The following is a 21,336-nucleotide window of genomic DNA, read 5'->3' as shown; positions in this document are numbered from 1 at the left end:
ACGATGTGGGTAACGCTGTTTTTCGGGCGCCGTCGCCGCTGGCGCCAGGCGCAGTTGCCGGCGCTGGCGCAGCTGTCTCCGCCGCCCGCCGCGCAGGCCTGGCGCCGTCTGCGCCGCCACCGACCGGCGATGATCTCGCTGGCGCTGCTGGTGCTGTTGGCGCTGCTGTGCCTGATTGGGCCGTCGCTGTCGCCGTGGCCTGACGACGCCGGCGATGTGCTGAACATCAATCAGGCGCCGAGCGGCGCGCATTGGTTGGGCACCGACTTTCTCGGCCGCGATATTTGCACCCGGCTGCTGCTGGCGGGGCGAATATCGCTGACCATCGGCCTGGTGTCGATGCTGCTGTCGGTGACGCTGGGCTATGTACTGGGGGCGTTCGCCGGTTATCTGGGCGGCGTGGCGGACAGGCTGATCATGCGCTTCGCCGATCTGTTGATGACCATTCCTGGCCTGCCGCTGCTGATCATCATGGGGGCGATGCTGACTGAACTCGACGTGTCGCCGGACTACCGTATCTACATGGTGATGATCATGCTGAGCCTGCTGGGCTGGCCGTCGCTGGCGCGGCTGGTGCGCGGCCAGATCCTGTCGCTGCGCGAGCGGGATTTCATGTTGGCCACCGAAGTGCTGGGGCTCTCCACTCGGCGGCGCCTCTTCGGCCATCTGTTGCCCAATACCGTGCCGATTTTGGTGGTGGTCGCCACCATGGCGGTGGCCAACGCCATCCTCAGCGAGTCGGCGTTGAGCTACCTTGGGCTGGGCGTGGTGCCGCCGACGCCGTCGTGGGGCAACATGATGGACGCCGCCAATAGCCTGATCGACTTTCAGCGCCGCCCCTGGCTGTGGATGCCGCCGGGGCTGGCGATCTTCGTCACCGTGGTGGCGATCAATATCTTGGGCGACGGCCTGCGGGACGCGCTCGATCCGAAAATGAGCGGGGTAAAACGATGAGTCAACCGCTGGTGGCGTTCGACCGGCTGTCGGTGTCGTTTCATGGCGAGCAGGGGCCGGTGCGGGCGGTGCAACAGGTCAGCCTTGAACTGCAGGCCGGGCAAACGCTGGGGATCGTCGGCGAATCGGGCTGCGGCAAAAGCGTGACCGCCATGGCGCTGATGGGGCTGTTGCCGCAGCCGCTGGCGCAGATAGACGGCGGTGAGATTCGCTTTGAAGGGCAAAACCTGCTGTCGCTGCGGGCATCCAAGATGGCGGATCTGCGCGGCAACCGGCTGGCGATGATCTTTCAAGAGCCGATGAGCGCGCTGAATCCGGTGTTGACCCTCGGCGAACAGCTGGTGGAGCCGCTGATTCGCCACCTGACCCTGTCGCCGAAAGCGGCCTGGCGCCAGGCGATTCAACTCTTGATGGAAGTGGGGTTGGCGCGCGCGGAGGCGCTGATGCGCTGCTATCCGCATCAGCTTTCCGGCGGCATGCTGCAGCGCGTGATGATCGCCATGGCGATCGGGTGCCGCCCGGCGCTGTTGATCGCCGACGAACCGACCACGGCGCTCGACGTCACGGTACAGGCGCAGATCCTGGCGTTGCTGCGTGAGCAGAGCCGGCGACACAACATGGCGATGATCTTGATCACCCACGATCTCGGGGTGATCGCCCAGATGGCCGATCGGCTGGCGGTGATGTACGCCGGGCGCGTCGTCGAGCAGGGAACGACCCGGGAAGTGCTGGACGAGCCGCGACATCCCTATACGCAGGGGCTGATCGCCTCGCGGCCGGTGCCGGGGCAGCGGCGACGCCGCTTGTACTCCATTCCCGGTCAGGTGCCGGATCTGGCGCGGCTGCCGGAGCATTGCGCTTTCGCCGAGCGCTGCGCGCAGGCCTCCGCTCGCTGCCGCGACGGCATTCCGCCGCTGTACGGCTCCCGTCAGCGTCAGTCCGCCTGTTTTCTCAACGCGGGAGGGCATCCGTATGTCGACTGAACCTTTGGTGGAAGTGAAAGGATTAAAGAAATATTTTCCGCTGCGCGACGGGCTGTTCGGGCGCACCACCGGCCAACTGAAGGCGGTGGATGATGTCAGCTTCAGCATCCGCAAGGGGCGCGTTTTCGGGCTGGTGGGCGAGTCCGGCAGCGGCAAAACCACCGTTGGCCGCACGCTGCTCGGCCTGCACGACAAAACCGCCGGTGAGGTGCTGTTCAAAGGGCAGGCGTTGGACGGCCTGAGCAAGGACGCGTTGCGCGCCCTGCGGCCGAAAATGCAGCTGGTGTTTCAGGATCCTTACAGCTCGCTGAATCCGCGTCTGCGCGTGGGCGACGCCATTGGGGAAGCGCTGTTGCAACACGGCCTGGCGAGCAAGGCGGAACTGCGCGAACGGGTGCTCGATACCCTGGCGATCTGCGGATTGTCCTCACAGCATTACGGGCGGTTTCCGCATGAGTTTTCCGGCGGCCAGCGGCAGCGTATCGGCATTGCGCGCGCGTTGATCCTGCAACCGGAATTTATCGTCGCCGATGAGCCGATATCGGCGCTCGACGTGTCGATTCAGGCGCAGATCATCAATCTGTTTTCCGATTTACAGGAGCGGCAGGGGGTGACGCTGCTGTTTATCTCGCACGATCTCGGCGTGGTGGAGCATCTGTGCCAGGATGTGGCGGTGATGTATCTGGGGCAGATCGTTGAGAGCGCCGATCGCGATGCGCTGTTCCGACAACCGCTGCATCCTTACACGCAGGCCTTGTTGGCGGCGGTGCCGACGCTGGATGCGCAACGCGCGCCGGCGTGGGTGGCCGGCGGCGAGCCGCCGAACCCCGCCAACCCGCCGCGCGGCTGCCGTTTCCATCCCCGCTGCCCGCTGGCCACGGCGCAGTGCCGCGAACAGGCGCCGCAGCTGCGCAGCGTGGCGCCCGGTCATCAGGTGGCTTGCCACCTGGTCGGTTAGCGTCAGGACAGGTAGTGTTTCAACGCGCGCCCGGCCTGGTGGATCGCCGAATGCACCGCCGGGACGTGGGCGAGCGGGTTCAACAGGCCGTAGTCGTGGATTAGCCCGTTGTAGCGGGTAGAGGTGACCTCGACGCCGGCGGCGTCGAGCAGACGCGCGTAGGCTTCGCCCTCATCGCGCAGCACGTCCAGCTCGGCGGTTTGCACCAGCGCCGGCGGCAAGCCCCGCAGCTGTTCCGGCGTAGCGTTGAGCGGCGAGGCGTAGATGTCTTTGCGCTGCGCCTTATCGGGCGCATAGCTGTCCCAAAACCACTTCATCATATTGCGGGTCAGGAAATGGCCTTCGGCGAACTGATGATAGGAATCGGTATCAAAATGGGCGTGCGTAACGGGCCACAGCAGGATCTGGCAACGCAATGCCGGTAGGCCTTTCTCTTTGGCCATCAGGCTGACCACCGCCGCCATATTGCCGCCGACGCTGTTGCCGACCACCGCCAGCCGTGAACCGTCAACGTTGATTTTTTCGCCATATTCGGCCACCCATTCCGTGGCGGCGTAAGCCAGATTGATCGCCTGCGGATAGTGCGCTTCCGGTGAGCGGGGGTAGTTGACGAACACCGCCGCCGCGCCGGAGCTGTAAACCAGATCGCGCACCAGCCGTTCATGGGTGGGAAAATCGCCCAGCACCCAGCCGCCGCCGTGAAAGAACATGAATACCGGCAATGTCTCCTTGACCCTGGCCGGCCGCACCAGCTGCAGCAGAATATCCTGGCCCTCTACGTGAATGGTTTTCTCGCTGATCTCCACCTCGCGCAGCGGCACGTCTACGCTGCGCTGCGCTGCTTCCAAAACTCTGCGCGCCTCTTTGGGCTTCATTTGTTCCATAGGTTTACCGCCGGCGGCATTCAGCGTCTCGAGAAACGTGCGGATGTCGTGCTGGAGGAGAGGCCGGCTGAGATCGACGGTTCGTTTGGGCATGGTGACTCCTTGTGCGCAGAAGAAAAAGTGCGGTCAGAATCACAGTGTAGTCGTTGGCGCATAAAGCGGGAGCCGCGGCTGGCGGCGATCGGCGCGGTTCGTTTTCCGGGGTGCTGCCGATGGAATAGGCGCTTCGTCGCCGCATTGCCCGATCCTGGCGCAGCGCTGCACCGGGTTGGGGCAAAAAGTGTGATGGCGAGCAAATCGGATGAAATTATTTTTGCGAGCGCGATCAGAAATCCTGAAGTTTTTCGCAATTGAATAGGATTTCGCGAGCAATGATGATTTTAGGCCTTATTTTTTAAATTATGCATTGCAAATGCATATAAAATGAATAAATATTCATTATAAGCCGTTGTTTTAACGTAAAAAATAGCAAAATCCGGCAAAAATCCCGTTTTGGCACGATAGCTGCTCTACACTCTTTATCAAACGACATGTATTTTAACTGCTCGTTAACATTTACTCCCCGCTCAGGGACCGGATAAGCGCCATAAATAGTGAAAAACCGATTTTATGTAACAGATTTGTTTCTAAATCAGCGGTGAGAGACAGCATTTTCTCCGCCGGGAAAGTCGGTTTTGAACAGCGGTTTTTTTGCATTGTGGCGGCCTAGCCGGGCTTGCGCGGTCCTTACAGTCAAAATTCAGCCTTTGCTGAGATTATGAGGTCACTATGGAACAGCCAATCGCAGTTACCCGCCAGTCTTTCGATGACTGGATGGTCCCGGTTTATGCCCCTGCCGATTTTATTCTGGTGCGGGGTGAAGGATCGCAGGTGTGGGATCAACAGGGTAAGTCTTACATCGATTTCGCCGGCGGCATCGCGGTTAACGCGTTGGGCCATGCGCACCCGGCGGTCAAGGCGGCGCTGGTGGAGCAGGCGGGCAAACTGTGGCATCTGGGCAATGGCTATACCAACGAACCGGTGCTGCGCCTGGCCAAAAAACTGATCGACGCCACGTTCGCCGACAAGGTGTTTTTCTGTAACTCGGGCGCAGAAGCCAACGAAGCGGCGCTGAAACTGGCGCGCAAACATACGCACGACCAGCACGGCGCCGGTAAAGATCAGATTGTGGCGTTCAACAACGCGTTCCACGGCCGTACGCTGTTTACCGTGTCCGCCGGCGGCCAGCCAAAATATTCGCAGGACTTTGCGCCGCTGCCGGGCGGTATCACCCATACGCCGTATAACGATCTGGCCGCAGCGGCCGAGCTTATCAACGATCGCACCTGCGCGGTGATCGTCGAGCCTATCCAGGGCGAAGGCGGCGTGCTGCCGGCGGAAGCCAGTTTCCTGCAGGGGCTGCGTGAACTGTGCGATCGCCATAACGCGCTGCTGATCTTCGACGAAGTGCAGACCGGCGTCGGCCGCACCGGCCACCTGTATGCCTATATGCAGTACGGCGTGGTGCCGGACGTGCTGACCACCGCGAAAGCGCTGGGCGGCGGCTTCCCGATCGGCGCCATGCTGACCACCGATGCGCTGGCGAAAACGCTGGGCGTCGGCACTCACGGCACCACCTACGGCGGCAACCCGCTGGCGACGGCGGTGGCGGGGGAAGTGTTCTCCATCATCAATACCCCGGAAGTGCTGGAAGGCGTCAAGCAGCGCCACCAGTGGTTCATCGACGGGTTGAACGACATCAACCGTCAGTATCCGATCTTCGCCGAGATCCGCGGCGGCGGTTTGCTGATCGGCTGCCAACTGAAGAAAGACTATGCCGGCAAAGCGAAGCAGATCACCCAACTGGCCAACGAAGAAGGCGTTATCGCGCTGATCGCCGGCCCGGACGTGGTGCGTTTCACGCCGTCGCTGATCATCCCTGAGCAGGATGTGAAAGAGGGGCTGGCGCGATTCGCGCGCGCCGTGGCGCGCATTTGCAGCTAATCAGCGGGCTGCGCCTTCATCGGCGCAGCCTGATTCAGAAGAGGTTCGCATTATGATGATTATTCGCCCTATAGAGCGCCGCGATTTGGCGGATTTGCTGACGCTTGCCGGCAAATCCGGTATCGGTCTCACGTCGCTGCCGCAAAATGAAGATACCCTGTCGGCACGCATTGAGCGGGCGTTAAAAACCTGGCAAGGCGAACTTCCGCAAAGTGACCAGTGTTATTTGTTCGTGTTGGAAGACAGCGAGCGCCGGCAGGCGGTGGGGGTCTGCGCGATCGAAGTGGCCGTCGGCCTGGCGGAACCCTGGTACAGCTTCCGCGTCGGCACGCAGGTGCACGCTTCCAAACAGTTGAACGTCTATAAATCGGTGCCGACGCTGTTCCTCAGCAACGACCATACCGGGCATTCGGAACTGTGCACGCTGTTCCTCGATCCGGACTATCGTCACGGCGAGAACGGCAAGCTGCTGTCGAAGGTGCGTTTCCTGTTTATCGCCGCGTTCCGTGAACGCTTCTCCCGCCGTCTGATCGCCGAGATGCGTGGTTTCTCCGATGAAAACGGCCGTTCGCCGTTCTGGGAGAGCGTCGGCCACCGTTTCTTCTCCATCGAGTTCGCCAAGGCGGACTACCTGAGCGGCACCGGACAAAAAGCGTTTATCGCCGAACTGATGCCGAAACATCCGTTGTATGTCGATTTCCTGGCCGAAGACGCGCAGAAGGTGATCGGTGAAGTGCACCCGCAAACCCTGCCGGCGCGCCGCCTGCTGGAGGCGGAAGGCCTGAGCTATCAGGGCTACGTCGATATCTTCGACGGTGGCCCGACGCTGGAAGCCGAAATCGACCACATCCGTGCGGTGAAGCAGAGCCGCCTGGTCAAAGTGGTGCTGGATGACACGCCGATGCGCGCCGATGCGCCGGTCCATCTGGTCGCCAACGACAACTATCAGAATTACCGCGCACTGTTGGTCAATGCCGATCTGTATGACGACCGCCTGCATATCAACGCCGCCACCGCTGCGGCGCTCGGCGTCGAGCAGGGCAGCCCGGTGCGGGTACTCCCCCTTATTGCACAGGAGAAAGCATGATGTCCCATCCTGCACTGTTGATTAACGGCGTCTGGCGGCAGGGCCGCGGCGCGGAGTTCGGCAAGGCCGATCCGGTCGGCAATCAGCCGCTGTGGCGCGCCAACGCCGCCGACGCCGATGACGTCGCCGCCGCCTGCGAAGCCGCGCGCGCCGCATTTCCCGGCTGGGCGCGTACGCCGTTCGAGCAGCGCGAACAGCTGGTGAAACGCTTCGCCGCTTTGCTGGAAGAACATAAACAGTCGCTGGCGGAAACCATCAGCCGCGAGACCGGCAAACCGCGCTGGGAAACCCTGACCGAAATTCAGGCGATGATCGGCAAGGTGGGCATTTCACTGCAGGCCTATCAGGCGCGCACCGGTTTTAGCCAGACGGCGATGGCCGACGGCGCTTCGGTGCTGCGCCATCGCCCGCACGGCGTGCTGGCGGTGTTCGGGCCTTACAACTTCCCCGGCCATCTGCCGAACGGCCATATCGTGCCTGCGCTGCTGGCCGGAAACTGCGTGGTGTTCAAACCGAGCGAACTGACGCCGCTGACCGCCGAGGAGACCCTGAAGCTGTGGCTGAAGGCCGGTCTGCCGGACGGGGTGATCAATCTGGTGCAGGGCGGCCGGGAAACCGGCGAGGCGCTGGCGGCCAGTGCGAATATCGACGGCCTGTTGTTCACCGGCAGCGCCGGCACCGGTTACCACCTGCATCGCCAATTGGCGGGGCAGCCGGAGAAGATCCTGGCGCTGGAGATGGGCGGCAACAACGCGCTGATCGTCGATGGTTTCGAGGATCGCGACGCGGCGGTCAACCTGGCTATCCAGTCGGCGTTTATCTCCGCCGGCCAACGCTGCACCTGTTCACGCCGCATTTTGGTGAAGCAGGGGGCGGAAGGCGACGCCTTTATCGCGCGTTTGGTTCAGGTGGCGGGCGAGCTGCGCGTCGGCCGTTGGGATGCCGAACCGCAGCCGTTCATGGGCGGCGTAGTGTCGGCGGCCGCGGCGGAAAACATGCTGAAAGCGCAGCAGCGCTTGCTGGCGCTGGGCGGCAAATCGCTGCTGGCCATGCGTCTGCTGGAGCCGGGCAGTTCGCTGCTCAGCCCGGGCATCATCGAGCTGACCGGCGTGGCCGGCGTGCCGGACGAAGAGTACTTCGGGCCGTTGACCACGATCGTGCGTTACCGCGATTTCGACGAGGCCCTGCGGCTCGCCAACCAGACGCGCTACGGCCTGTCGGTGGGATTGGTCTCGCCGCAGCGCGAGCTGTTCGAGAGGCTGCTGCTGGAAGCGCGCGCCGGCATCGTCAACTGGAACAAGCCGTTGACCGGGGCGTCCAGCGCGGCGCCGTTCGGCGGCGTGGGGGCTTCCGGCAACCATCGCCCAAGCGCCTTCTATGCGGCGGACTATTGCGCCTGGCCGATGGCGTCGCTGGAAAGCGAAAGCCTGTCGCTGCCGGCGACGCTCTCGCCGGGCTTGTCGTTCCGTTAATCGTCTGCGGCGGCGTCATGGCGTCGCCGCAGGCCATCCCCAGGGGATAGCCATGTCAGGATATGAAGTCAATTTCGACGGTTTGGTGGGGCCGACGCACCACTATGCCGGGCTGTCGTTCGGTAACGAGGCCTCTACGCAGCATCAAAACAGCGTATCGAACCCGCAGCTGGCGGCGAAGCAGGGGCTGCTGAAAATGAAGGCGCTGGCCGATCTCGGTTTCCAGCAAGGGGTATTGCCGCCGCAGGAGCGGCCGCATTTGCCGATGTTGCGTCGCCTGGGTTTCAGCGGCAGCGATGAGGCGGTGCTGGCGCAGGCGATGCGTCAATCGCCGCGTTTGCTGTCGGCGCTCAGCTCGGCGTCCTGCATGTGGACCGCCAATGCGGCCACGGTGTCCCCCTCGGCGGACAGCGCAGACGGCAAGGTGCATTTCACCGCCGCCAACCTGAACAATAAATTCCACCGCGCCATTGAAGCGGAAACGACCACCGACGTTTTGCGGGCGATGTTTAACGACGACCGGCATTTCGCCCACCATGAAGCGCTGCCGCAGGTGGCGTTGTTCGGGGACGAAGGGGCGGCCAACCATAACCGGCTGGGCGGCGATTATGCCAGGCGCAGCGTGCAGGTGTTCGTTTACGGTCGCCAGGAGTTTGGCGGCGAAACGGCGCCGGCGCGTTATCCTGCGCGCCAGACGCGCGAAGCCGGTGAGGCGATCGCTCGCCTGCACCAATTGGACGAGCAGCATACGGTCTTCGTGCAGCAAAACCCGGCGGTGATCGACCAGGGCGTGTTCCATAACGACGTGATTGCGGTCAGCAACCAGAACGTGCTGTTCCACCACCAGCAGGCGTTTTACCGCCAGCAACAGGCGCTGGATGAAGTGCGCCGCAAGATGGCGACGCTGGACAGCGAGCTGGTGGCGATCGAAGTGCCGACGGAGCGCGTCTCGGTGGCGGACGCGGTGGCGACTTATCTGTTCAACAGCCAAATTCTCACCAAGCCGAACGGCAAGATGATGATCGTGGTGCCGGAAGAGTCGCGCCAGCATGCCGGCGTGTGGCGCTATCTGAACGAGATGGTCGGCAGCGGCGGCCCGATCGATGAAATCCGCGTGTTCGATCTGCGCGAAAGCATGCGCAACGGCGGCGGCCCGGCCTGCCTGAGGCTGCGGGTGGCGCTCAACGATCAAGAGCTGCGGGCGGTGAATCCGCGCGTCATGATGAACGATCGGCTGTTCGCGACGCTGAACGAGTGGGTGGATCGTCATTACCGCGATCGCCTGACGCAGGATGACCTGGCCGATCCGCTGCTGCTGCGCGAAGGGCGCGAGGCGTTGGATTCGCTGACGTCGATCCTCGGTCTCGGGTCCATCTATCCGTTCCAACGATAAGGGAGGCTGCATGATCGATCTACTGCCCCTGACGCTGGAGGGGAAAGAACCCGCCGAATGGCAGGGCGAAACGCCGCAGCTGCGCTGGCGTTGGCTGGGGGAAGGGGTGTTGGAGCTCACGCCGCGGCAGCATTATCGCCAGGCGTTGGTGGTGTCGGCGGGCGTACACGGCAACGAAACCGCGCCGATTGAACTGCTCAGTCAGTTAATCGGCGATCTGTTGAGCGGCCACTTGCCGCTGGCGGTGCGGCTGTTGGTGGTGCTGGGCAACCCGGCGGCGATGCGGGCGGGCAAGCGCTATCTGCACAGCGACATGAACCGCATGTTCGGCGGCCGCTACCGCAACTTCGCCGCCAGCGGGGAAACCGCGCGCGCCCAGCAGTTGGAGCGCACGCTCGCCGCCTTTTTTGATGGCGAACAGGCGGCGCGCTTCCATTACGATCTGCACACCGCCATTCGCGAGTCGCATTTGCCGCGCTTTGGCATTTTGCCCTTCCAGAAGCGCCCGTACAGCGAACCGATGCTAAAGCTGCTGGATGCCGCCGATCTGGATGCGCTGGTGGTACACAGCGCGCCGGGCGGGACTTTCAGCCACTATTCCAGCGAGCATCTCAATGCGGCGAGCTGTACGCTCGAGCTGGGCAAGGCGCGGCCGTTCGGCAGCAACGATCTGCAGCAGTTCGCCGCCATCGATCGCGCTCTGCGGGCGGCGGTCAGCGAGGGGCCGTTGCCGGAGCGCGCGGGCGAGGCGATCCGGGTATTCCGTGTGATGCACTCGTTGATCAAACACAGCGAGGATTTCAAGCTGCATCTGGATGATGACACCGCCAACTTCACCGAGTTGAAACCGGGGATGTTGCTGTGCGAGCAGCCGCAGGAGGAGTATCGCGTTGGCGAAGAGGGCGCGTGGATACTGTTTCCTAACCCCACTGTGGCGCTGGGCCTGCGCGCCGGCATGCTGTTGAGCGAAGTTTCCCGTTCTACGTTGTATTGATTTATCCTCGGCGGCGCCGTCAGCGCGCTGCCGTTTATTCCTTTCATTATTTTAATCTGCTATTTCCCGCTATTTAAATGGCCATAAATCGAATTTTATTCGTCCTATAGGGATTTCTTTACGTGAATGAATAAATGCCGTATTCAGCCGTTATCGGAAAGCCTTAATTGCCTGGTGACTTTGTTAAGATAAAAATGTGAAATAAGTAACGTTTTTAATAACCATGCTAATATTGTTGTTACTTTTGAATCGCGCAGAAAGCACGCAAAACGAAACCAAAATGCACTAAATTGGTGCGTTGCACCGTTTTGGTTATAAGTTATGTGATAAAAATTTCTTATATTCAATGAGTTATGCATTATCTTTTTTGAAATATATAGTTACAAATAAACATGCTTTCTCCTCGTTGTTTCATGAACTTTTTGATTTTAAGTTTTGATTCATGATGCTAATGTCACATCACCCCAGCATTAGGGGAGCTCATAAAATACCAAAAGATAAAATCACAGCCCAAATTATAAATTGGGCGTGACGGGCAGGGTTCTAATTATAATATCTAGGAAAATAAATGATGAAACGCAGTGTATTAGCCTTAGCTGTCGCCCTCGGGGCGGTCACCTCCTTCGCCAACGCGGCTGAAATCTACAATAAAGATGGTAATAAACTCGACCTGTACGGCCGCGTTTCGGCCAAACACGTTTTCAGTAAAGATAAAAGTGAAGACGGAGATAAAACGTACGTTCGTCTGGGCTTTAAAGGAGAAACCCAGATCAACGATCAGTTGACCGGTTACGGCCAGTGGGAATACAACGTTCAGGCCAACCACGATGAAGCGCAGGGCACCACCGGCACCAAAACCCGTCTGGGCTTCGCCGGCCTGAAGTTCGCCAACTATGGCTCGTTCGACTACGGCCGTAACTACGGCGTGGTGTACGACGCCGAAGCTTATACCGACATGCTGCCGGAATTCGGCGGCGACTCCTACAGCTACACCGACAACTACATGACCGCGCGCTCCAACGGCCTGGCGACCTACCGCAACCGTGACTTCTTCGGTTTGGTGGAAGGCCTGAACCTGGCGTTGCAGTACCAGGGTAAAAACGACGGTGACGGCCGCAGCGTGACCAAGCAAAACGGCGACGGTTACGGCATGTCTCTGGACTATCAGGACATCGGCGGCACCGGCATCGGCGTCGCGGCGGCGTTCTCTGATTCCAACCGTACTAGCGACCAGAAAGCGCTGAAGTATGGTAAAGGGGATAAGGCCACCGCCTGGACCACCGCAATCAAATATGACGCCAACCAGGTCTATCTGGCGGCCATGTATGCCGATACCCGCAACATGACGCCGATCAGCGGCAATGGCGTCTCCGGCTTCGCCAACAAAACGCAGAACTTCGAAGTTGTGGCCCAGTACCAGTTCGAAAACGGTCTGCGTCCGTCTCTGGCCTACGTGCAGTCGAAAGGCAAGGATATTGAAGGGATTGGCGATGTCGATCTGGTGAAATACGTGGAAGTGGGCGCGACTTACTACTTCAACAAAAACATGTACACCTACGTCGACTACAAGATCAACCAGTTGAACGACGACAACAAACTGAAGCTGAGCACTGACGACATCGTTGCCGTCAACCTGACCTACCGCTTCTAAGCTGCAATTCCATTATCCTCATCCTGTGTCGGGATCGGTAATCAGGCAGGGCGCAAGCCCTGCCTTCGTTTGTATCGCGCGCTCAGCCTTTTGGCGCCAACCCCACCAACTCGATGGCCGAACGCAGCGCGGCAAACCGCTGCTGATCCTGCTCTCGCTCTATCTCTGTCACCAGCTGCGAAAGAATATTGCCGCCGGATACCTTTTTATGGTTTTTGATTAACTGCAACACTGCGTCGCCTAACGCCAGGCTGACGTCGCGCAGCAGAGTTTCATATTGCTCGTTGGAATGAGCTGATGCTGGCATGACCTTTCTCTGTCTCTCTCTTCTTCGGGAGCCGCAATTTAGCAAAACAGCGGCCTTATGCCTCGGAGGAAGACGAAGTTTCTGATGAAATCAGAAATTCCTCAGCATCGCGCGGGAAGGGAATTAAAAATCCGAATATTCGCTGGCTGGCAACCAGAAGCCGTCGATAAACTCTTCCATGGGATAACAACCGGCGTGTCGCAAGTTCTGTTCCTTCATCGCGACCAGGCATTGTGGCTCGTCGCGCAATATGTCGACCACCATTTCACTGCAGCCACCATCCAGATAACAGACAAACATCACCAATGCGTACATCGTTGCACGCCTCCTTCGTCGAGTCGCCTTGTCTGCAACAGTGTAGGTAAAAAAGCAATATTTTTCAGCATCATTGCGCGATTAATCACCGTTGAAACGCCGCTGACGACACTTTCGGAATACTCTAACCGTTTCTGGCGCCGTGAGCGGATGGCATATCCTTTTGACGATGCTAAGCTTAACAAGCCTTACTTAAACGCATTAGTGCAACCATCAAAAGGAGTGATTATGGGCTTGTTTAACTTTGTCAAAGAAGCGGGCGAAAAACTGTGGGACACAGTCACCGGCAATGCCTCCGCCGAAGATCAAAGCGCCAAACTCAAGGAGCATCTCGATAAGAGCGGCCTGCCGGGCACCGACAAAGTCGATGTGCAGGTGGTCGATGGGAAAGCGGTGGTGACCGGCGATGCCGTCAGCCAGGAGCTGAAAGAGAAGATTCTGGTGGCGATCGGCAACGTAGCGGGCATCAGCGGTGTGGAAGACAAGGTGGCGGTAGCGCAATCCGACGCCGAGAGCCGCTTCTATACCGTGAAGAAGGGCGATACGCTGAGCGCAATCTCCAAAGAGATGTATGGTAACGCCAATCTTTACAACAAAATTTTCGAAGCCAACAAGCCGATGCTGTCGAGCCCGGACAAGATCTATCCGGGACAGGTTTTGCGTGTCCCGCAATAACGCCTCTGTCTCCCCTGGCCCGGCGATGTGCCGGCCTTTTTTTTGCCTCCGCTATAAGCATCTCTTATTTCCCTTCCCTCTAAATAAAAGTTACACATACCGTGTGCTTGCGCTCGCCGGCCCGCGGCGGCGGTGTTGACCCTGGGGGGGAAAGTTGGTAGCGTCATGGCCCGGTTGCGGACTGAGCAGCCGAAGGGGGATTTCGCTCCCCCATTCTGAGGGGGTGTCTTGCCCCATCAAACAGCAATGCAGCAGTTGAACGAGTGAAAGCCGATTTAGTGAAACAGCAGCGTAACGCCTTGACGGATAAAAACTACAGAGAAACCTTGGGTGATGCGCAATTTGCGATCGTCGTTTTGGCGATTGCGTCCTGCTCACTGATCATTTTTACGTTGGCGGTTACGCTGTGGCTGACCTGACGTCATTAACTAGGGGAGAGAAAATGGAGCCCAATCTCCACGATGAAACCAAACTGTTGGCGATTATCGGCCTGTTGGTTTCTGTACTGCTGGTCGTGTCGATTCTCTTCGGAGTGACTTATTTCTCCGATCTCAGGCATGCCCACGACGATATCGATATTAAAAGCTGCTACATCAAAACACCTTAATCCGCGTGAGCGCGGCTGAGCGTCGTCGCTCTCCAGGGGGCGTTGTCCTGTGCTAAGCTGGGGCGATTATCCTTGGCGAATCGGCGCCATTCAGGAGGTCTTTGCGATGAGTCAGTCACGTCCTACGCGCTTTTCACCCTCACGCGAGTGCCCTGTCATTGACGGCGCGCGCCAGATCCAGCGCATTGCCGTGCGCAATGCCGAAGTGGGCGGCATTCCTATCAACCGCGCGTTGCCAACCCGGGAGCGGCGCACCGTCGGCGCCTGGTGTTTTCTCGATCACGCCGGCCCGACGGTATTCAACGGCACCGCGCCCGGCATGGACGTAGGGCCGCATCCGCACACCGGTCTGCAAACCTTTACCTGGATGATCGAGGGTGAGGTGCTGCACCGCGATAGCCTCGGCAGCGAACAGTTGATCCGTCCGGGGCAGGTCAATCTGATGACCGCAGGGCACGGCATCGCGCATACGGAACAGTCGGTGGGCGAGGACCGACGACTGCACGCCGCACAATTGTGGATTGCGTTGCCGGCTGAATATGCCGACATGACGCCGCGATTCGATCATTATCCCGATTTGCCGCAGTGGCGTAATAACGGCGTGAATCACCGTTTGCTGGTCGGGGAATTTGGCGCTTATCGTTCACCGGTGTTTACTCTTTCGCCATTAATCGCCATTGATATGGAATGGCAAGAGGCGGCGACGGCGCAATTGCCGCTGCGCGATGATTATGAAATCGGCTTTTTGCCCCTAATTGGTGCATTTGAACTTAATGGTGAAACATTTTCACCTGACGCATTCGCCTATTTAGGCATGGGTAATAACTCTATTGAGTTAAATGCAGAGAAGGGCAGCCGGGGATTATTAATCGGTGGAGCGCCGTTAAATGAAGAGATCCTTATCTGGTGGAACTTCGTTGGCCATACCAAAGCGGAAATTATTCAGGCTCAGCGCGATTGGGAGCAGGAAACGGATCGTTTTCCGGCGGTCAGCGGTTATTCCGGTGAGCGCATGGTCGCGCCACGCCTGCCGTGGAGCGAAGTTTGATAGCGTTAGGATATAATCGCCGAGATTATTCGACTTATTTCGCTCTAATAACGCGCAATAAATGTGATCGCGGCTCCAGCTTCACGACAATATAAAGTTTCTCAACGAAATAGTGATCTGACGCATATAATGATAAACGGAAGAAGATTAGGATAATCCTCAGGAAGTCAGGTTGTCTCCCGTTAGTCTGATGTCAGTGAGGTCATTATGAGCCAAGTTCTTTATCGTGCAAGACTGTCCCATGTCGTGGTTGCCACGGCGCTGTTTTGGGTCTCTGTCGCGGCATTGTTGGTTGCCGTATTACACTAACCTCAAAAAATGACTCCTGCATAAACCCGCTTCGGCGGGTTTTTTTATCTTGGATGGTGAGCGATATTCACCCATCACTTATACTTGACGGCATCCCCATTTCGCTATTTGGATAATCATGAAGCTCATTGCCGACATTGTTCTGCTGCTTATCGCGGCGCTCCACCTTTATATCCTGGTATTGGAAATGTTCCTGTGGCGCGCGCCGATCGGCAGGCGAGCATTCGGGACGACGGCGGAGTTCGCCGCGGCCACGCGGGTCTTGGCCGCCAACCAGGGGCTGTACAACGGTTTTCTGGCGCTGGGCCTGGTATGGGGCTATTGGCGTGAAGATGTGGCGCTGCAGCTGTTCTTTCTCGGCTGCGTGCTGGCGGCCGGTGTGTTCGGCGGGCTGACCGCCAGCCGCAAGATCCTGTGGGTGCAGGCGTTGCCGGCCGCGATCGCGCTGCTGGCGGTCTGGGGCGCGCGTTAACCCGCCGGTTGACGGCGGGCGAAAATCAGGCGGATTTTTGGTGAATGACGTGCAGCGGCGGATCGATGTGCAGATCGACGCTCAGATCCTGGCGGAAATCGTAAGGCGTGATATTAAAACGCTTTCTGAACATGTAGGTGAAGTGGGACTGTGAGCCGAAGCCAAAGTCCAGGGCGATATCGAAAATCGACGCTTCACTGCTGCGCAGTTGATAGACCGCGCCGGCCAGACGGCGTTCACGAATGTATTTGCCCAGCGAAATCCCTGTCGCTTCTTTGAACAGCTTCTGCATGTGCCACAGCGAGTAGCCGGAGTACTCGGCCAGCTCTTCGAGATGGATCACTCGTCCGAGGTGAGTTTCGACCCATTTGCTGAGGGCGCAGACCAATGAGAGATGGTGTTCTTGTATCATCAGTGCGTCAGTGTGAGATCTACATAGCGGTGAAGTATACACAACTTGCCGCCGCGGACAAAAAACGCCGCCGATGACGGGGCATGATTCGGAAAAACCGTTGAACCGCCGCTTGTCAGCCGAAAGGAAAAACGGCTAATCTGAGACTGTCGCCGCCGCGGTGGGTGACGCGGAGCAGACCGCAGCAAGAACCGCCAAAACAGAGTCAGCCGTAACAACTCAACGTTGATGGGGTGATCGCATGTTAATGACAGTGATTATTACTCTGGTTGTAATCGTGGGCGTCGGCGCTTTTATGGCGACGCCGGTGATGAGCATGAAAAATGCAGAAGGTGTGGGAGGTGAAGAACCGTGAGAGCAAGCAGAGATGCACGCCGCTGAGCGGGGTGAACGCTAATCGGGAAAGCCTGGGCCAGAAACCCGGGCTTTTTGTTGCCTGGCGGCTTAAACGTTTTTACGCTCGACGGTTTCCTCTCCCCAATAAAGCTGGTCGGCGGTGGTTTTGGCAAAAGCCTTTTCCAGCGCTTCATCGCTGCCTTCTTCCCAGATCTTCTGCGCCAACACTTCATCGTTCCCTGCCAGTTCAAAAATAGCTTCGGCAATTTCCACCGAAGTTTCACGCACTGTTGCCCAGGATTTCACATTGTGATTCGCCATAACTATCTCCTGTTGGTTGTGGCTTAGGTTACGGATGTTTTTATCACCGTCATGCTGCAAGTATAGGCTAATCTGCCGCGGGCTTTTGCCCGGCGGTGCGCAGAATGGGGAAAAAGGCGGGGAGGGCGGGCAATGGCGCAGGCGGCATGCTATTCTGTGCGGCGTTTGAATCAAGAGGGAAAGTTATTATGTCTGACATGCTGAGCAACGAGCAGGAATTGGCTTCCGATCTGGTCGCTTGCCAACTGGTCATTAAACAGATTCTGGACGTTATCGACGTGATTGCGCCGACCGAAGTGCGCGACAAGATGGCGGGCCAGCTCAAAAGCATCGATTTCTCCACGCATCCCGCCGGCGCCGATCCGGTGACCCGCAGAGCGATTGACAAGGCGATTGCGCTGATCGAGTTGAAGTTTACCCGCGATTGAGGCGGAGCCGCCGCAGAGCGACGGCGTCGGGCGGTGGCGGTTAATCCACCACCGTTTCGATTTTCTTGAACAGCGGGCAGTCGGTCACGCCGATGAAACCGTTGTCGCCATTGACGTACTGGGCGATCGCCACGTTGCGCGCCGTCAGGTATTTGCACTGCAATCCCAATCCGCCGACGTTCTTGTTGCTGCCGATCAGCACGCCGTAGCCCGAGATCAAAAAGCCGCCGTAAATGACCGCCAATACCAGTACCCACTTAATCAGTCTGCTCATTGCGTTTCCTCGTTATCCCTGAGGGTTCATCTAGCCACGGCGCCAGCGCGAGGGCAAGGGTAACAGTCTGAAAATCGGGCGATAGCCAGAAATCTAAACGACAAGTTAAACTTCGTTTAACTTTGCTGTGATAACATGCGCGATAGACCATCCTGATAACAATGAGGCTGCTAAATTTGTTGCGAAAAAAAATCCTCGTGATAATGACGGCCGTCGCTGCTTGCCTGTTTTTCTACCTGTTGGCGCTGGACAGTTATTGCGACGATGGTGGAAATTTTGCGCTGGGCATCTGTTCGGTGACGCGCTTCGTACCCTGGTAAGCAATTTTTGGCAGGGATGTTCGCCCGGCCGCCGCGAGTGTTAAGATGGCGGCCTGAATTTCGCAGTAGATAGGGTTGTCCATGTACGATTTAGGTTTTGGCCAGAACGGCCTGTTGTCGTTGGCTCTCGCCGCCGTGGCGTTGCTGGTGGGGCTCTGGGTTTGGTTCCTGGTGAACCGCGCCAGCGTGCGCGCCAACGAGCAGATTCGCCTGCTGCAGGAAATTGCCGAGCAGCAACGTCAACAAACGGCGCTGTTGAAGCGTTTGGCGCACAGCGCTCGCGCCGACGGCGGCGATGCTGATGACGACGATCTCAGCCCCGCGCTGGATTTTAAAGGTTTTATCCCCGAACGTTGAACACCTTGCTCCGGCCGGCGCTGCGCCGCCGGGGCGCTTCAGTAAAATACCATGCCCTGATACGGTTTTTCCCGGCATGCCGCCAGGCGGCTGGCCAGATCGCCGGCATGGATCTCCAACTGATGCCCATCAGGATCGAGAAAATAGAGCGACTCGCCCTCGCTGCGATTGCTTTTCCACTCTTCTGCGCCGCTCTGGCGCAGCCGCTCGCTGACCCGTTCAATGTGTTCCGGCGCGACGCTGAAGGCGTAATGGGTGTAATCACGCGCCCGTGGTTGCGTGCGGGCCTCATCCAATGACAGGCACAGCCACAACGCCCCCAACGACAGATAGGCGCCGCCTTGCCAGCGGGCGTGAGGGGTAAACCCCAACAGATGACGGTAAAAATCGAAGCTGCGATCGAGATCGCTGACGGCGAGCGTCAGGTGGTTGAGGCCGGTCAACATGCGTGCGTTTCCTGGGCGCTAAACAGACGAAAAGTGTACGCAGAAGGGGAGAAAAGTTAAAGGGGGCGAAACATTAGTGCAGATAATGTGAAAACCGGCGACGCTGTCATAAAACTGTCTTACAGACATCGTAATGTAGCGCGAACCTTACAAAAGATGGATAAAGCCGATGATTAAATGGTACGAAGAAAGCGATGCCGAAGTGAACCGCAGCATTGCGCTGCTGACCGGGGAGAACCCGGACAAGTGGTATCCCTACGGCGGCGTGAAAGGTAAAGATTACTGCAAGAATCCCTCCGACGCCTGGCCGATCATTTGCGCCAACAAAATCAGTCTGAACCCCGACAACCACAGCGACAGCCCACAGTGGCAGGCGCGCATGAGCACCCAGGGCGGTGAATGGCAGGCCGACAGCGCCAGCCCGCTGCGCGCGGCGATGATCTGTTTTCTGATGAGCCGACAGGCTAACTGATTCGCAAAAATACCGGTGATTGGTAAGAGTTTCTCCTTTTTCTAATAACAGAGCTGTCGTTGGCGGAGGCTGTTTATGAAGCGCATTATCAAAGGTGATAAAAACTTGTCTCATCTGGTGATTGCCCATGCGGCGATCGATCGTCATGCCGAAAGCTTCGGCCAGCGCCGTCAGGGCTGGCCCTCGACCTATCTGATAAAATATCAAAACGATCGCGTGGCGGTGGAAGTGGTTACGCGTCGCCAATCTTATGTCGCCACGCTGATGATCGGCGCGCGCAACCTGACCAAACTGTGCGGTATGCCTGGCTGAACGCCGCCGTTACCCGCTCTCCCTCGGTTAAAAAATCGCGCTCCGGTCTGCCGTCTCGGGGCGCTACTCCTTGATGCTCACGGGGTTAAGTGTTAAAAAGCCGCCCGCAGATACATTTATTGATTGGTGAAATCTTGGCCGATAACGGCAAGGAGGTACGCCATATGAGGATAAGATGGGCGGTCAGCATCAGGATACCCCGCTAAAACGCGGATTAAAAAACAGACACATACAGCTTATTGCCCTCGGGGGCGCCATCGGCACCGGTTTATTTCTCGGCATTGCGCAAACCATTAAAATGGCCGGCCCCGCCGTGCTGTTGGGCTACGCCATCGGCGGTTTTATCGCGTTTTTGATCATGCGCCAGCTGGGCGAAATGGTGGTGGAGGAGCCGGTCGCCGGATCTTTCAGTCACTTTGCCTATAAATATTGGGGTGATTTCGCCGGTTTCCTTTCCGGCTGGAACTACTGGGCGATGTTCATTCTGGTCGGCATGGCGGAATTGACCGCCGTCGGCATCTACATTCAGTACTGGTGGCCAGAGATCCCCACCTGGGCGTCCGCCGCGCTGTTCTTTGTGTTGATCAATCTGATCAACCTGGTGAACGTGCGCCTGTACGGCGAAACCGAGTTTTGGTTCGCCATCATCAAGGTGGTGGCGATTGTCGGCATGATCGTGTTTGGCGCCTGGCTGTTGGCCAGCGGCAACGGTGGGCCACAGGCCAGCATCACCAACCTGTGGCAGCAGGGCGGCTTTATGCCGCACGGCTTCTCGGGGCTGGTGATGGCGATGGCGGTGATCATGTTCTCGTTCGGCGGGCTGGAGATGGTGGGCATCACCGCGGCGGAAGCCGCGGATCCGCGTCGCAGCATTCCTAAAGCGACCAATCAGGTGGTGTACCGTATTCTGATTTTCTATATCGGTTCGCTGACCGTACTGCTCTCGCTTTATCCGTGGGGGCAAGTGGTGGAGGGCGGCAGCCCGTTCGTGCTGATCTTCCATGCGCTGAACAGCAATCTGGTGGCGACGGTGCTCAACGTGGTGGTGCTGACCGCCGCATTGTCGGTCTACAACAGCGGCGTTTACGCCAACAGCCGCATGTTGTTCGGGCTGGCCAGCCAGGGCAATGCGCCGAAAGCGCTGACGCGTGTCAACAAGCGCGGCGTGCCGGTCCTGTCCATCGCGCTGTCGGCGCTGATTACCTCGATCGGCGTGCTGATCAACTATCTGATGCCCGGCAAGGCGTTTGAGCTGCTGATGGCGCTGGTGGTGTCCACCCTGGTGATCAACTGGGTGATGATCTGCCTGGCGCACCTGAAATTCCGTGCGGCGAAGAACCGTCAGGGCGTCATTCCGAGCTTTAAGGCGCTGTGGTATCCGTTCGGCAACTATCTGTGCCTGGCGTTCCTCGGCCTGATTTTAGTGATTATGTATTTCAGCGAAGGGATCCGCATTTCGGTGCTGTTGATGCCGGTGTGGATTGCAGTGCTGTGGGGCGGGTTCATGCTGACGCGCCGCAAAGGCGCCAAGCGTTAATCTGCGCGCGGAGGCGTATTGCGCCTCCG

27 protein-coding genes are annotated in these 21,336 nt (G+C 58.5%); 20 read left to right on the top strand and 7 right to left on the bottom strand.

Translation table 11 applies throughout. From position 1 onward, the window contains the following. Window positions 1-3 precede the first annotated feature (3 nt). The 3 genes from opp4C to CPH57_RS10680 are packed head-to-tail and all read left to right on the top strand — an operon-like array spanning window position 4 to window position 2,895. A complete protein-coding gene (gene opp4C / locus CPH57_RS10690; RefSeq protein ID WP_046687269.1) occupies window positions 4-954 on the top strand; it encodes an oligopeptide ABC transporter permease in 951 nt (316 codons plus the stop codon). Continuing rightward, window positions 951-1,937, top strand: coding sequence for an ABC transporter ATP-binding protein (locus CPH57_RS10685; RefSeq protein ID WP_046687268.1), 987 nt, complete (start codon window positions 951-953; stop codon window positions 1,935-1,937). The genes opp4C and CPH57_RS10685 overlap by 4 nt, the downstream gene beginning before the upstream one ends. After that, window positions 1,927-2,895, top strand: a complete 969-nt coding sequence (locus CPH57_RS10680; RefSeq protein WP_033650921.1) for an ABC transporter ATP-binding protein — start codon at window positions 1,927-1,929, stop codon at window positions 2,893-2,895. The genes CPH57_RS10685 and CPH57_RS10680 overlap by 11 nt, the downstream gene beginning before the upstream one ends. Before the next feature lie 2 nt (window positions 2,896-2,897). Here the strand turns inward: CPH57_RS10680 and CPH57_RS10675 are convergent, their stop codons facing one another. Then, window positions 2,898-3,872, bottom strand: coding sequence for an alpha/beta hydrolase (locus CPH57_RS10675; RefSeq protein WP_033650922.1), 975 nt, complete (start codon window positions 3,870-3,872; stop codon window positions 2,898-2,900). A gap of 675 nt (window positions 3,873-4,547) precedes the next feature. On the opposite strand from CPH57_RS10675, the gene CPH57_RS10670 reads away from it, so the two are divergent. From CPH57_RS10670 to ompC, 6 genes are all read left to right on the top strand, one after another. Next, on the top strand, window positions 4,548-5,762 hold the full coding sequence (locus tag CPH57_RS10670; protein WP_096242327.1) for an aspartate aminotransferase family protein: 1,215 nt from the start codon (window positions 4,548-4,550) through the stop codon (window positions 5,760-5,762). A gap of 52 nt (window positions 5,763-5,814) precedes the next feature. Continuing rightward, window positions 5,815-6,849 carry an arginine N-succinyltransferase gene (gene astA, locus CPH57_RS10665; protein ID WP_004934585.1) on the top strand — a complete coding sequence of 345 codons (1,035 nt, stop codon included), beginning with the start codon at window positions 5,815-5,817 and terminating at the stop codon, window positions 6,847-6,849. Next, window positions 6,849-8,321: a succinylglutamate-semialdehyde dehydrogenase gene (gene astD, locus CPH57_RS10660; RefSeq protein WP_046688497.1), complete on the top strand. Its 1,473-nt coding sequence runs from the start codon at window positions 6,849-6,851 to the stop codon at window positions 8,319-8,321. The genes astA and astD overlap by 1 nt, the downstream gene beginning before the upstream one ends. Before the next feature lie 52 nt (window positions 8,322-8,373). Further along, window positions 8,374-9,714 (top strand): N-succinylarginine dihydrolase, encoded by a 1,341-nt coding sequence (gene astB, locus CPH57_RS10655; RefSeq protein ID WP_033643406.1) that lies wholly within the window; start codon window positions 8,374-8,376, stop codon window positions 9,712-9,714. A gap of 10 nt (window positions 9,715-9,724) precedes the next feature. Beyond that, a complete protein-coding gene (gene astE / locus CPH57_RS10650; protein ID WP_096242326.1) occupies window positions 9,725-10,708 on the top strand; it encodes a succinylglutamate desuccinylase in 984 nt (327 codons plus the stop codon). A 568-nt stretch (window positions 10,709-11,276) separates the two neighbouring features. Next, entirely contained in the window at window positions 11,277-12,359 is a 1,083-nt protein-coding gene (ompC, locus tag CPH57_RS10645) for a porin OmpC (RefSeq protein ID WP_069100978.1), read from the top strand. Window positions 12,360-12,441: 82 nt separating this feature from the next. On the opposite strand, the gene CPH57_RS10640 is transcribed toward ompC, so the two are convergent. Together CPH57_RS10640 and CPH57_RS10635 are read right to left on the bottom strand one after the other, a co-directional pair. Beyond that, window positions 12,442-12,666, bottom strand: coding sequence for a biofilm development regulator YmgB/AriR family protein (locus CPH57_RS10640; RefSeq protein WP_016927388.1), 225 nt, complete (start codon window positions 12,664-12,666; stop codon window positions 12,442-12,444). A 123-nt stretch (window positions 12,667-12,789) separates the two neighbouring features. Continuing rightward, complete coding sequence (locus tag CPH57_RS10635) at window positions 12,790-12,981, bottom strand: YebW family protein (RefSeq protein ID WP_004934567.1); 192 nt, start codon at window positions 12,979-12,981, stop codon at window positions 12,790-12,792. Between the two features lie 228 nt (window positions 12,982-13,209). Between CPH57_RS10635 and lysM the strand changes: the two genes are divergently transcribed. From lysM to CPH57_RS10620, 5 genes are all read left to right on the top strand, one after another. Further along, entirely contained in the window at window positions 13,210-13,656 is a 447-nt protein-coding gene (gene lysM, locus CPH57_RS10630; RefSeq protein WP_060660612.1) for a peptidoglycan-binding protein LysM, read from the top strand. Window positions 13,657-13,919: 263 nt separating this feature from the next. Next, window positions 13,920-14,075, top strand: a complete 156-nt coding sequence (locus tag CPH57_RS24585; protein WP_162882310.1) for a hypothetical protein — start codon at window positions 13,920-13,922, stop codon at window positions 14,073-14,075. Window positions 14,076-14,098: 23 nt separating this feature from the next. Then, entirely contained in the window at window positions 14,099-14,263 is a 165-nt protein-coding gene (locus CPH57_RS24580; RefSeq protein WP_162837199.1) for a hypothetical protein, read from the top strand. Between the two features lie 106 nt (window positions 14,264-14,369). Beyond that, window positions 14,370-15,311: a pirin family protein gene (locus tag CPH57_RS10625; RefSeq protein WP_047574840.1), complete on the top strand. Its 942-nt coding sequence runs from the start codon at window positions 14,370-14,372 to the stop codon at window positions 15,309-15,311. 427 nt (window positions 15,312-15,738) lie between these two features. Next, window positions 15,739-16,092 (top strand): DUF1304 domain-containing protein, encoded by a 354-nt coding sequence (locus CPH57_RS10620; RefSeq protein WP_046687262.1) that lies wholly within the window; start codon window positions 15,739-15,741, stop codon window positions 16,090-16,092. Window positions 16,093-16,117: 25 nt separating this feature from the next. On the opposite strand, the gene CPH57_RS10615 is transcribed toward CPH57_RS10620, so the two are convergent. Together CPH57_RS10615 and CPH57_RS10610 are read right to left on the bottom strand one after the other, a co-directional pair. Continuing rightward, a complete protein-coding gene (locus tag CPH57_RS10615; RefSeq protein WP_004927697.1) occupies window positions 16,118-16,504 on the bottom strand; it encodes a helix-turn-helix domain-containing protein in 387 nt (128 codons plus the stop codon). Window positions 16,505-16,948: 444 nt separating this feature from the next. Then, the gene (locus tag CPH57_RS10610; protein ID WP_004927694.1) at window positions 16,949-17,161 is read right to left on the bottom strand and encodes a YccJ family protein; all 213 of its coding nucleotides are present in this window, start codon (window positions 17,159-17,161) and stop codon (window positions 16,949-16,951) included. Between the two features lie 188 nt (window positions 17,162-17,349). On the opposite strand from CPH57_RS10610, the gene CPH57_RS10605 reads away from it, so the two are divergent. Beyond that, complete coding sequence (locus CPH57_RS10605; RefSeq protein ID WP_033643399.1) at window positions 17,350-17,589, top strand: DUF2766 family protein; 240 nt, start codon at window positions 17,350-17,352, stop codon at window positions 17,587-17,589. 40 nt (window positions 17,590-17,629) lie between these two features. Here CPH57_RS10605 and CPH57_RS10600 read toward each other — a convergent pair whose 3' ends face one another. Further along, complete coding sequence (locus tag CPH57_RS10600; protein ID WP_033643398.1) at window positions 17,630-17,863, bottom strand: YobH family protein; 234 nt, start codon at window positions 17,861-17,863, stop codon at window positions 17,630-17,632. A gap of 161 nt (window positions 17,864-18,024) precedes the next feature. On the opposite strand from CPH57_RS10600, the gene CPH57_RS24835 reads away from it, so the two are divergent. After that, window positions 18,025-18,183 (top strand): PhoP/PhoQ regulator MgrB, encoded by a 159-nt coding sequence (locus CPH57_RS24835; RefSeq protein WP_004927688.1) that lies wholly within the window; start codon window positions 18,025-18,027, stop codon window positions 18,181-18,183. A gap of 81 nt (window positions 18,184-18,264) precedes the next feature. Further along, window positions 18,265-18,540 (top strand): YebO family protein, encoded by a 276-nt coding sequence (locus CPH57_RS10590; RefSeq protein ID WP_033643394.1) that lies wholly within the window; start codon window positions 18,265-18,267, stop codon window positions 18,538-18,540. 38 nt (window positions 18,541-18,578) lie between these two features. On the opposite strand, the gene fos is transcribed toward CPH57_RS10590, so the two are convergent. Beyond that, on the bottom strand, window positions 18,579-18,986 hold the full coding sequence (gene fos / locus CPH57_RS10585) for a fosfomycin resistance glutathione transferase (protein WP_033643393.1): 408 nt from the start codon (window positions 18,984-18,986) through the stop codon (window positions 18,579-18,581). A 169-nt stretch (window positions 18,987-19,155) separates the two neighbouring features. Here fos and CPH57_RS10580 point away from each other — a divergent pair, with 169 nt between their 5' ends. The 3 genes from CPH57_RS10580 (at window position 19,156) to CPH57_RS10570 (ending at window position 21,307) form a co-directional block, all read left to right on the top strand. Further along, entirely contained in the window at window positions 19,156-19,458 is a 303-nt protein-coding gene (locus CPH57_RS10580) for a phage protein NinX family protein (RefSeq protein ID WP_033643391.1), read from the top strand. A 75-nt stretch (window positions 19,459-19,533) separates the two neighbouring features. Continuing rightward, window positions 19,534-19,770, top strand: coding sequence for a DUF4060 family protein (locus CPH57_RS10575; protein ID WP_025303167.1), 237 nt, complete (start codon window positions 19,534-19,536; stop codon window positions 19,768-19,770). Between the two features lie 175 nt (window positions 19,771-19,945). Beyond that, entirely contained in the window at window positions 19,946-21,307 is a 1,362-nt protein-coding gene (locus CPH57_RS10570) for an amino acid permease (RefSeq protein ID WP_072627486.1), read from the top strand. The last annotated feature ends 29 nt before the right edge of the window (window positions 21,308-21,336 follow it).

The sequence above is a fragment of the Serratia sp. JKS000199 genome (assembly GCF_900215455.1).
GTDB classification, from domain to species: domain Bacteria; phylum Pseudomonadota; class Gammaproteobacteria; order Enterobacterales; family Enterobacteriaceae; genus Serratia; species Serratia ureilytica.
This window is presented reverse-complemented; position numbering and strand designations above follow the sequence as displayed.

Coding starts and splice junctions, on each gene's coding strand:
- CPH57_RS10635 (WP_004934567.1), bottom strand. CDS start 12,981: ATGTACGCATTGGTGATGTTTGTCTGTTATCTGGATGGTGGCTGCAGT.
- astE (WP_096242326.1), top strand. CDS start 9,725: ATGATCGATCTACTGCCCCTGACGCTGGAGGGGAAAGAACCCGCCGAA.
- CPH57_RS10600 (WP_033643398.1), bottom strand. CDS start 17,863: ATGAGCAGACTGATTAAGTGGGTACTGGTATTGGCGGTCATTTACGGC.
- CPH57_RS10675 (WP_033650922.1), bottom strand. CDS start 3,872: ATGCCCAAACGAACCGTCGATCTCAGCCGGCCTCTCCTCCAGCACGAC.
- CPH57_RS10615 (WP_004927697.1), bottom strand. CDS start 16,504: ATGATACAAGAACACCATCTCTCATTGGTCTGCGCCCTCAGCAAATGG.
- lysM (WP_060660612.1), top strand. CDS start 13,210: ATGGGCTTGTTTAACTTTGTCAAAGAAGCGGGCGAAAAACTGTGGGAC.
- CPH57_RS10580 (WP_033643391.1), top strand. CDS start 19,156: ATGATTAAATGGTACGAAGAAAGCGATGCCGAAGTGAACCGCAGCATT.
- CPH57_RS10685 (WP_046687268.1), top strand. CDS start 951: ATGAGTCAACCGCTGGTGGCGTTCGACCGGCTGTCGGTGTCGTTTCAT.
- CPH57_RS10575 (WP_025303167.1), top strand. CDS start 19,534: ATGAAGCGCATTATCAAAGGTGATAAAAACTTGTCTCATCTGGTGATT.
- CPH57_RS10620 (WP_046687262.1), top strand. CDS start 15,739: ATGAAGCTCATTGCCGACATTGTTCTGCTGCTTATCGCGGCGCTCCAC.
- CPH57_RS24580 (WP_162837199.1), top strand. CDS start 14,099: ATGGAGCCCAATCTCCACGATGAAACCAAACTGTTGGCGATTATCGGC.
- fos (WP_033643393.1), bottom strand. CDS start 18,986: ATGTTGACCGGCCTCAACCACCTGACGCTCGCCGTCAGCGATCTCGAT.
- astD (WP_046688497.1), top strand. CDS start 6,849: ATGTCCCATCCTGCACTGTTGATTAACGGCGTCTGGCGGCAGGGCCGC.
- CPH57_RS10625 (WP_047574840.1), top strand. CDS start 14,370: ATGAGTCAGTCACGTCCTACGCGCTTTTCACCCTCACGCGAGTGCCCT.
- CPH57_RS24835 (WP_004927688.1), top strand. CDS start 18,025: ATGAGGCTGCTAAATTTGTTGCGAAAAAAAATCCTCGTGATAATGACG.
- ompC (WP_069100978.1), top strand. CDS start 11,277: ATGATGAAACGCAGTGTATTAGCCTTAGCTGTCGCCCTCGGGGCGGTC.
- CPH57_RS10590 (WP_033643394.1), top strand. CDS start 18,265: ATGTACGATTTAGGTTTTGGCCAGAACGGCCTGTTGTCGTTGGCTCTC.
- CPH57_RS10670 (WP_096242327.1), top strand. CDS start 4,548: ATGGAACAGCCAATCGCAGTTACCCGCCAGTCTTTCGATGACTGGATG.
- astB (WP_033643406.1), top strand. CDS start 8,374: ATGTCAGGATATGAAGTCAATTTCGACGGTTTGGTGGGGCCGACGCAC.
- CPH57_RS10605 (WP_033643399.1), top strand. CDS start 17,350: ATGTCTGACATGCTGAGCAACGAGCAGGAATTGGCTTCCGATCTGGTC.
- astA (WP_004934585.1), top strand. CDS start 5,815: ATGATGATTATTCGCCCTATAGAGCGCCGCGATTTGGCGGATTTGCTG.
- CPH57_RS10610 (WP_004927694.1), bottom strand. CDS start 17,161: ATGGCGAATCACAATGTGAAATCCTGGGCAACAGTGCGTGAAACTTCG.
- opp4C (WP_046687269.1), top strand. CDS start 4: ATGTGGGTAACGCTGTTTTTCGGGCGCCGTCGCCGCTGGCGCCAGGCG.
- CPH57_RS10570 (WP_072627486.1), top strand. CDS start 19,946: ATGGGCGGTCAGCATCAGGATACCCCGCTAAAACGCGGATTAAAAAAC.
- CPH57_RS10680 (WP_033650921.1), top strand. CDS start 1,927: ATGTCGACTGAACCTTTGGTGGAAGTGAAAGGATTAAAGAAATATTTT.
- CPH57_RS10640 (WP_016927388.1), bottom strand. CDS start 12,666: ATGCCAGCATCAGCTCATTCCAACGAGCAATATGAAACTCTGCTGCGC.